General features: G+C 51.8%; 6 protein-coding genes (1 of these 6 cut by a window edge). 4 read left to right on the top strand and 2 right to left on the bottom strand.

Annotated elements, in window-relative coordinates; genetic code table 11:
- On the top strand, window positions 1-103 hold the 3' portion of the coding sequence (locus NDI45_RS29130) for a hypothetical protein (protein WP_348249866.1). Its footprint begins 50 nt before the window's first position; only the last 103 of its 153 coding nucleotides appear in the window; the start codon falls outside the window, past its left edge; the stop codon is at window positions 101-103.
- A 140-nt stretch (window positions 104-243) separates the two neighbouring features.
- Here the strand turns inward: NDI45_RS29130 and katG are convergent, their stop codons facing one another.
- Window positions 244-2,472: a catalase/peroxidase HPI gene (gene katG / locus NDI45_RS29125; protein WP_348249865.1), complete on the bottom strand. Its 2,229-nt coding sequence runs from the start codon at window positions 2,470-2,472 to the stop codon at window positions 244-246.
- Window positions 2,473-4,077: 1,605 nt separating this feature from the next.
- On the opposite strand from katG, the gene NDI45_RS29120 reads away from it, so the two are divergent.
- The 3 genes from NDI45_RS29120 to NDI45_RS29110 are packed head-to-tail and all read left to right on the top strand — an operon-like array spanning window position 4,078 to window position 8,991.
- Window positions 4,078-7,257, top strand: a complete 3,180-nt coding sequence (locus NDI45_RS29120) for a plasmid replication protein, CyRepA1 family (protein WP_348249864.1) — start codon at window positions 4,078-4,080, stop codon at window positions 7,255-7,257.
- 55 nt (window positions 7,258-7,312) lie between these two features.
- Window positions 7,313-8,068 (top strand): ParA family protein, encoded by a 756-nt coding sequence (locus NDI45_RS29115; protein WP_348249867.1) that lies wholly within the window; start codon window positions 7,313-7,315, stop codon window positions 8,066-8,068.
- Entirely contained in the window at window positions 8,065-8,991 is a 927-nt protein-coding gene (locus tag NDI45_RS29110; RefSeq protein WP_348249863.1) for a ParB/RepB/Spo0J family partition protein, read from the top strand. The genes NDI45_RS29115 and NDI45_RS29110 overlap by 4 nt, the downstream gene beginning before the upstream one ends.
- Window positions 8,992-9,112: 121 nt before the next feature.
- On the opposite strand, the gene NDI45_RS29105 is transcribed toward NDI45_RS29110, so the two are convergent.
- Window positions 9,113-9,607, bottom strand: coding sequence for a CHRD domain-containing protein (locus tag NDI45_RS29105; protein ID WP_348249862.1), 495 nt, complete (start codon window positions 9,605-9,607; stop codon window positions 9,113-9,115).
- Window positions 9,608-10,000: the final 393 nt, after the last annotated feature.

Here is a 10,000-nt window from a genome sequence, read left to right as displayed (position 1 = left end):
GGTTGCTTCGCAGTTTGCCGAAGGCGTAATCGAAGGTAGTAAGGAGAAGGAACCGACACGATCTCCTCGGGCGTTGGTTGGATTATTAGCAGCTTTGACGTAAGGGACTAAAGCGAGGGCGGAGTTTCAACTTGTCTTGAAATGCCGCCCCTATGTTTGTCTCTGGCTTCCACCCGCGTTCATGATTTCTGCAGGTCTGCGTAGCCTCAGCCTAGAATCACCGATGATTGGTTAAAGTTACGCCTAGAAACTCCTTGCAGAGGTTTTCGCTAAGACTGCGCGAAGGTCATAGCGATCGAGGTTCATCACCTTGTCCCACGCTGCCACAAAGTCATTTACAAATTTCGACTGCGAGTCCTCAGCTCCGTAGACTTCCGCAAGGGCTCGGAGCTGAGAGTTTGAGCCGAAAATGAGGTCAACACGGGTCGCGGTCCACTTGAGGTCGCCTGTTTTGCGATCGCTTCCCTCGAACACATATTCCTCCTCCGAGACCGCCTTCCAGGTCGTGCCCAGGTCGAGCAGGTTGATGAAGAAGTCATTGGTCAACGTCTCTGGTCGATCGGTGAAGACGCCGTGTTTGGACCCTCCAAAGTTTGCACCCAAGACGCGCAAGCCGCCCAGGAGAGCCGTCATCTGAGGGGCTGTTAAGTTCAGCAACTGCGCCCGATCAACCAGCAACTCTTCGAGCGATTCACTGTGTTTGCCGCTGGTGTAGTTGCGGAACCCGTCTGCAGTTGGCTCGAGCACCGCGAAGGACTCGACATCCGTTTTCTCTTGCGACGCGTCCATGCGTCCCGGCTTGAAAGGAACTGTCACATCGTGACCGGCATTTTTCGCCGCTTGTTCGATGCCTGCACAGCCGCCCAGAACGATCAAGTCAGCGATTGAAACCCACTTTCCGCCAGACTGCGAGCTGTTGAACTCCTGCTGGATCCCCTCCAGGGTTGGCAGCACTGTTGCCAACTGGTCTGGCTGGTTGACTTCCCAATCTTTCTGCGGCGCGAGACGAAGACGCCCCCCGTTCGCTCCACCACGCATGTCGGAGCAGCGGAACGTTACCGCCGACGCCCAAGCGGTCGAAACAAGTTGGGAGACAGACAGTCCCGAAGCCAGGATCTTGGCTTTGAGGGCGGCGATATCCTGCTCATCAATCAATTCATGATCGACTTCGGGGATGGGGTCTTGCCACAGGAACTCTTCTTGAGGAACCTCCGGACCGAGATAGCGCGATCGAGGACCCATGTCACGGTGCGTTAGCTTAAACCAGGCTTTAGCAAACGCCTCAGCAAACTCATCCGGGTGCTCGAGGTAATGCCGCGAAATTGGCTCATAGATGGGGTCCATCTTCATAGCCATGTCCGCCGTGGTCATCATAGGGGCGTGCCGTCTTGACGGATCGTGTGCGTCGGGCACTGTACCCGCACCCGCGTCGCCCTTGGGCTTCCATTGCCACGCACCAGCCGGGCTCTTCGTCAGTTCCCAGTCATATTTGAACAGGGTTTCGAGATAGCTGTTGTCCCACTGCGTCGGCGTAGGAGTCCATGCGCCTTCGATTCCGCTGGTGATCGCATCGACACCGACACCCGTGTTGAAGGCGTTCTTCCAGCCGAGGCCCTGATCCATGACGGTGGCCCCCCCAGGGTCAGGACCCACGTGCGTCGCCTCGCCCGCACCGTGGCATTTGCCAAAGGTATGTCCGCCAGCGGTGAGCGCCACCGTTTCTGCATCGTTCATCGCCATCCGCTTAAAGGTTTCACGAATATCGCGCCCTTCGCCGATCGGATCAGGGTTGCCGTCCGGCCCTTCCGGGTTCACATAAATCAGACCCATCTGAACGGCAGCGAGAGGGTTCAGCAGCACCCGGTCCTCCTCGTGACGCTCATTGCCAAGCCAGGCTTTCTCAGAACCCCAGTAGATGTCTTCCTCTGGTGCCCAGACGTCCACGCGCCCACCGGCAAAGCCGAGCGTCTTGAAGCCCATCGACTCTAGGGCACAGTTGCCGGCGAAGACCATGAGGTCAGCCCACGAAATTTTCTTGCCGTATTTCTGCTTGACTGGCCAAAGCAACATGCGCGCCTTGTCCAGGTTGGCATTGTCTGGCCAACTGTTGAGGGGTTCAAACCGCTGGCTACCCGAGCCCGCACCGCCGCGACCATCACCCATCCGATACGTGCCAGCGCTGTGCCAAGCCATCCGGATGAAGAGCGGCCCATAATGACCGTAGTCAGCTGGCCACCAATCCTGAGAAGTGGTCATCAGCTCATAAATATCTGCCCTCAGGGCAGCTAAGTCGAGAGTCTTGAACTCCTCAGCGTAGTTGAATTCCTCACCCATAGGATTGGACTGGGGTGAGTGTTGGTGGAGGACGTTCAGATGCAAATAATGCGGCCACCAGTCTCGGTTCGATGGTTTATGACGAGGCTGATGTTTCTGACCTCCGCCCGCAAACGGACATCCGCTTTCGCTGCTCATAGTATTTTCCTATCCAGGTGTGTGGTGTGGTTTCTTTTGACGTGCTACAGGTATTGCAAACAAACAGCACAGGTGTAATTACTGGGATAATCGATGGGAAATACAATTGAGGAGAAATCGAGAAGAAAGATAATCAACGTTGTGATTTGAAACATGTATTTTTAATTCGAAATAATTGGTTATATTAATAGCCCAAGAGTGCGCCTGTGCAAGCATACCTATCCATACAATGCCAAGTTGAACTGGAAGTGGATATTTAACTTGGAGGAGTTTCCTCGGCATTGAAGGGTAGCTTGTTTCCCAGAGTTTTCAGTTATTAGAACTTGACAAAGATTGCTGTAAGAGATTTCAAAGCTATTTAATTTCTTTCTATTAATGAAGCGTTAATCAGCAGTGTGGCCGTTGAGCATGTAAATAACATATCCGTTTGATTTACGGTTGCTGGAGCAAGGGAAGGGCCCCGCTTACGCCAGTTTTCGTGTAAATAGGGGTGATTGAAGCGATCGTGTTACCCGATGCCATGAGAACTAACTCAGAGTCTGAAACAATGTGAACTCCTTGCAATCTCCCTAGAACTGCCCCTGAATATCCTGCTCGAACCTCAACTTTGATAGCCCGTGTTGGAGCGGTCGCGGTGGCAGTCGCCTCATTCTTGTTTTTTCAGCTGCAGCCTTAAGCTGCTCAAACGTCAGCCCGGAATTTTTTTCGATACTGTGTCCTACGGTTCCTTGCAACGTATTACACAGCATTGCCTGCATTGCAGGATCGGATACTAGCACCTAACCATATAGTGCTTAAATTTGAGCCATTTTTCCTTTGGTTGGGCGGCTCGGCTATGACAAGCAAGAGTTCATGGGGGACGAGGCGATTCCTTGTGAAACGTTCAAGGAACTAAAGCTCACTACCAATCAAATCATCCAGCTCGGAAAAGGAAGTGGATGAGCGATACCCTCTCACTGGGAACGCCAATCACCTTGTGCTTGCCGGCTGGCCCATGAAAGGAAAAGGGGAAGAATGGTCTGGTTTTCAGCGCGAGCCCCGAGCGGAGAAGTACACTAGCTCCGGCTTCTTGCCCAATCAAGAGAACGGATTCAGCCAAAAATTAGGATGCCGAGGTAGTAATCTAGGGCAACACAGATTTTCTTTCAAACGCGATCGGATCTATACTTTGCACATTAGTCGCACCTCAGCCCGATCGGTCGAGTGCCACTAGAGACCCAGTTTGTCCACCTAGCCAAGGGGGTGAAACTAACAAACAAATGCTCAAACAAACAAAAACCAGTAGCAGAAAGGCAAAAACCACTGGTTAACGAGGGACCAATCTCAACTACCAGCGGTTTTTAGTTCTTACACAGGCTATTTGGTTTTTCATAAGTCCCCCTAGGGGGTCAAATCGCTGAAAAAGTAACTCTTTCAGCAGCGGGGATTTTTGGTTTAAAAATCACCCAGACTTGAGACAAAGATAGCACACTGTCAGATCGGTGCGTCAATTGTTGCTGCAATTTTTCTCAAGCCTGCTGGGAACCCGCTTCATTCTTCACCCCCTAGGTCACCGGAAAACTCACGAATCAAGCAACCCATTCACGCAGCACTAAGAACGTCCCCATGAATATTTCATTGATTGGGACGAGAGTCTCCTCGTCTCCACAGGGTTTTGCATCTCAAAATTTGTCATGGTCAGAAAGGAACGAAGAAAACGGCACAAACCCACAAGCCTTCATCTCGCTAGAACAGTTCCGTAAAGCAATCGAGCAAGAGTTTATTCACGGCAGCGCGATCGACCCAGTCCTGTTTGCTGCCACTGTCCGAGTAGTTCCTGACCTGATCTACGAGCGCGGGGAAGTGCTTGAAACCCCGATCCATGATGCGCTGAACTGGAAATACACCCGCTTTTGGATTAGTAGACCGATCGCAACGGTCGCCGCACTGCTCTTGAATGAAGATGATTCTTGCTGGCAGGCAAAGCTCGGTCAGCCCAGAGTGAACCAGACAGGGAAGGTTTGCAAGTATGAAACCCCAGTTGGCAACGGGTCAAGAGCCTTTCTGCCCGACCTTCCACCTGCCATCCGACAAAGAATTACCGATCGCTACAGCATCGATGTTCCCTTAGACGGTTCATTCTGGGACTGGTTAGCTGCCCATCCTGAAATTCCGATCGTCTGGACAGAAGGCGGTAAGAAAGCCCTCTCCCTCCTGAGCTTGGGCTTTGTGGCAATCGCGCTTTATGGGGTGAATGGTGGCTACTCCAAGGATGCGCTTGGCGATCGCGATCTGATTGCAGAGGTCCTGCGCTTCTGTCAGGTGGGCAGGCAACATGTACTAGCATTTGACCAGGATGCAGAAGACAAAACGCGGCAGCGGGTGAATGTTGCGCTATCTCGCTTCGGCGGGCTGCTGCATCAAACGAATGGAACGGTGGCGATCGCCCAGTGGAACGGCAAAGACGGCAAGGGCATTGATGACCTGATCGTGAATTGCGGGGTTGAAGCCTGGGAAAAAGCAAACGCCGAGGCACTTCTACTGGAACACTGGCGCATCTGGCAGCAGTTCGCCCAGCAGCTTACCTGGACGCCGGCGATCAGGTTACAGACTGCTGACTTATCTACCCTGGAGCTAGAACGTCTCCCTGCGGAAGGCATAATCGCACTGTGCAGCCCCAAGGGAACGGGAAAGACCAAGTGGATTGCTCATCAGGTTGAGGGATTAGAGAAAGTCCTCTCTGCTGGACATCGGCGATCGCTGCAACGTTCCCTCAGCCAACGATTGAAGCTGGATTACATTGGCGACCTAGATAAAGCGAACGGAGAGTTTATCTCTGGCTCTGCCTACACCCTCCGCATCAGCTTTGTCGTTGATTCTCTGCTGGCGATCGACCCTGAGCAGTTCAAGGGCTGCGACTTGGTGATTGACGAAGCGGTGCAGGTAATTCGCCACTTGCTGGCCTCTAGTACCTGCGCGAAAGACGGCAAGCGCCCAGCCCTGCTAGCACGATTCCGGCAGTTAATTCGAGTTGCTCGTCGCGTCATTGTTGCCGATGCAGATCTGGATAATGCGACGCTGCACTACCTCAAAGCCTTGAGGGAAGATACAAGCCCTGTCTTCCTGATTCGCAACGACTTCCAGCTGCAAGGATGCATAGTACAAATGTTTCAGTGTCCTGATCGCACTGCAATCACGGCAGACTTGTTAGAAGACATCGCGACACTGGAATCCGGCAAGGTGTTGTTTGTCGCGACAGACAGCAAGGCAACCTCGAAGACACTGGCCAGGACGATCGAGCAGCAGTTTCCTCAGTTGCGGGTGCTGGTGGTTAATTCTGATACATCGGGTGGAGAGTTTGAGCGAGCCTTCATCCAAACCCCAGACTCAGTTCTGGAGCAGAGTGAGTTCGATGTAATTATTTGCTCTCCCTCACTGTCCACCGGAGTCAGCATTGAAGCTCAGGGCATCATTGCTAAAGTCTATGGCATCTTCAGCGGCGTCAGTTCCACAGATGCAGATATGGCTCAGGCGTTAGGACGAGTCCGGGAGCCGGTGGAGCGAGTGGTATGGTGTGCCAAACGGGGTAGCAACTATAGCAAAGCATCCCGGTCTACGAATTTTCTGGAGCTAAAAGCCCATCTGCAAAGCTGCACTTCTGCCACGGTTAGCTTAATTCGCTCATCCCTGCGGGAAGATGTCCCAGATCTCAAAGCCTATGACTGGCAAGCTGATCCTCATCTCGACTTTTACTGCCGCATTGCTGCCGCCCAGAATCGATCGATGCTACAACTGCGAGAGGCGTTAATCGTGCGGCTTCGCTTGGAGGGCAACCAGGTGACAATCCAGAACCGAGAATCAAATGGCAACATTGGCGAACTGCTGAAGATTGCTCGCGACGAGCTACGGCAATTGGACGCGGAGAGTATTGTGGCAGCAGACGATTTGACGATCAGCGAAGTGCTGCAACTGGAGGCGCAGGAGAGTATTTCTCCAGAGCAGCAGCGGGCGATCGCCAAGTTTTATCTGAAGGAGTTCTATTGTCTAGACGAACTCACGATCGAGGACATCCTGGCGGATAAGGAGGGGCGACGACGGGGGGAACTGCGGAGCCTGGAGGAATTGCTCTACCCTGGTGTGGCGATCGATCGCACCGTGAAGGCATTGGACAATCAACTGAGATGGAATCAATCGCTCTGTCCGTGGGATATCTCCAGTGCTGCGCTCCGTCGAGCCTTACGAGAGCAGCTCGGGCTAACTGATTTTCTGAACCAGGACAAAGAATGGACCCGGTATGACCTCTGCCCTTATGCGACCAAAGCCAGGAAATGGGCAACCCAGATTAAGCAAGCCCTTAAACTCACAATTACTGAAGAGATGAGCGATGTGCAAATCATCCACCAGCTTCTATCGCAACTGGGCATCAAAACTGATTTTCGCTGGTCTCGATTCGTATCAGGGTATGAGGGCGAGAAGCTGAGGGTTTACCGATTGCATCTTCTGTCCTGGCGGGAGGCGATCGCGATTCTGGAACAGCGTAAAGCTAAGCGCGATCAAACCGTAGGTGCTGGATCTCCCCTCCTGTCTAATATAGAAAAACAGACGGGTGATCCGCCCCCGACCTCCTTCCAGTTTCTTAAAGCGTGGCATTCTCCAGAAACCATTGAGGATGTGCGGCAACTGTGGCAGGAAGCTGATTGTATCGAGGCTCAAGAGGAACTGAGGAAGATTATTCCGATCGCTGTGCTGGAGAGAGCAATTGACCCCTTGCAGGAAACATTGCTCCTTGAGGGCTTGAAGCAGTGAGTAAACTCACCCGATCTCGCTTAAACTTTTGGATAGCGTTTACCGGGTGAGTTCGGTGGCTCTGGTAATCACCATCTATAACCAGTCGGGTGGCGTAATGAAAACGTCACTAACCATGAATTTGGGCTATCACATGGCTCAGCATGGTCGGAAGGTGCTGCTGATTGATATGGATCCGCAGGCGAGCCTGACTGTTTTCATGGGCTTGGAACCTGCTGAGCTGGAGCAGACGATCGCCAACTCGATGTTGAATGAAGCTCCATTAGCGATTCACCCTGGTATTCATGGAATGGATCTATTGCCTTCTAACATTATGTTGAGTGCCGCGGAGATGCAGCTTACTTCTGCAATGGCGCGAGAATGGCGATTGAAGCGAGTCTTAGAGCCGATTCTAAATCAATATGATGTTGTTCTGATTGATTCTCCGCCTAGCTTAGGGATTCTGAGTGTCCTCAGCTTAGTTGCCTCGACCCATGTGCTGATCCCGATTCAGACGCAGTACAAGAGCTATAAGGGAACGGAGTTGCTGTTAGATAGCATTCGGCAGGTGCAGTCTTACGTCAATTCGGGGTTAGAAATAGCAGGAGTTGTGCCTACGATTTATGCTGCAAGCAATGCTCAAGATAAAATGATTCTGGGGGCAGTTCAGGAGCAGCTTGGCGCAATCACAACGGTCTTTCCCCCAGTTCCGCGTGCAACTGCCTTTGCGGATGCTTCAATGGAACATCAGCCCCTTGTTCGATACAGTTCCAGTCATCCAGCCGTAAAGGTTCTGGAGGCGATCGCTACTCAGTTGGAGGCGTTGGCATGAGTAAGAAGCGAGTTGTGCCGGAGATGCGCGGGGTTAAAGCTTTTCTCAGTTCTTTGCCTGAGATTACCTCTGCCTCTGGAGATGCGGCTGCTATAAACTCAATCGCGATCGAAAATATCCTCCTTCCCTCGAAGCAGCCCCGGCGATATTTTGACTCGGAGAAGTTAGAAGACTTGGCGACATCGATTCGGCAGCATGGGGTTCTGGAACCAATTCTGGTGCGTCCCCTGCCGGATGGGAAGTATGAATTAGTTGCCGGAGAGCGTCGCTACAAAGCGTCTCAACTGGCTGGGCTGAAAGAGATTCCGATCGTAGTACGGGAGTTATCAGACCAGGGTGCAGTGCAGCTTGCCCTGGTGGAAAACTTGCAGCGGGAAGACCTCAACCCAGTTGAGGAAACCGAGGGATTACTGGAGCTACTAACCCTTAATCTACAGTGCAGCCGGGAGAAAATTCTGGATGCACTGACTCAGATGGCAACAGCTCAGAAAAAGGGAACTGATTTATCGGTCAATGTTTCCCGACGAATAGAAGCGATCGCCAAAATTCTAAAGTCAACCGTTGGGATTACGCCTGAGAGTTTTCGCACGTCAAGGCTTCCACTGCTGAAGCTTCCCCCAGATGTACTAGAGGTGTTGCGCCGGGGCAAGTTGGAATATACCAAAGCAAGGGCAATTTCACGTCTAAAAGATGACTCATTGCGGCAAAAGCTTTTACAGGAGGCGATCGCCCAAAATCTATCGTTGACGCAGATTAAGGAGCGGTTCCAAGACCTGACTTCGACGGCTGAAAAAAAGCCAACTTTGAGCGATCGCTTGGTGTCTGTTTCCCGCAAGGTGAAGCAGGGGCTAGATGACCCCAAAAAGCAGCGGCGATTAGAAAAGCTATTGCAGGAGCTAGAAAGCCTGGTTGAGGAATATTGATGAGCAAATTCACTCAATAGGTGGGGCGAACGATGCCCGTAGTCAAAGTCGAACGCAACGTAGATACCTCACCTTAATATCTGCACCAGTCTCCATTAGGCTTAATCAATAGCCATTAGGCTTAATCAATAGCCATTAGCTGCCCTCGAATTGCCCCATCTGGAAACTCAGGGTTATGCACATTAATATAAAAGTTCTCCGGGTTGGTCAGAATGCGCTGAACAAGTCCTGCTTCGCCTGTAGGGAACTTGCCTTCTTCACCCTCGGTCAAACAGTCGCCGGCATTACCATCTTCTGGTCCAGCCAGGGCCACCACAACTGGTCCGTTTTCACCAGCTGTTCCCTCGTGGATATGGGCAGCCATTCCATCACCAACTGGAACTAACTGAAGTTCTGAGACTTCCAGAACATAACATAGAGTTTTTGGATCACCATCTACGCCAAACACATAAGCTGACCCCATTCCATCCGGGTCGCCTACCATGCGGTTATTGCTAGCATTACTAGGAACTTCCGCTTCACCATCTAGCTCTGTTGACAGCACCGCATTGGTATGACCAGCTCGGGCAATCTGAGGCAAAGCAACTCCAGACAGCAACACAAATAAACTCAGCATGCATCTGATGCTTGAAATTCTGGTTTTCATATCTTTACCTCTGAACGGAGTACAGCTGTTTGTCAAATTTAAGATGGTTCAGCTATGCATCCGAACTCATCCAATCTGCTTACAGTACGTCTGAGCTGGGATTTCGGATTCACTAGAGACAAAATTGCAGCTCGGTGTAATCCAAATACATCCCAGTCTTCCATGCCGTCTTCCTGTTTCATTTCAGTAAGGCAAATTACTCATACGCAAAAGCCTCTCTTGCAAACGCAAGAGAGGCTTCTAACTTCATAATTACCCTGGCATCGAGCTATTGTTGCAGGAAGCAACCCTCCAACTATCGTCGCCGTTTCAGCGTTTCACACCTGAGTTCGGGATGGGTCAGGGTGGGTCCACCGTACCATA

Source organism: Leptolyngbya sp. GB1-A1 (genome assembly GCF_039962475.1).
In the GTDB taxonomy this organism is placed as follows: domain Bacteria; phylum Cyanobacteriota; class Cyanobacteriia; order Elainellales; family Elainellaceae; genus Leptolyngbya_A.
This window is presented reverse-complemented; position numbering and strand designations above follow the sequence as displayed.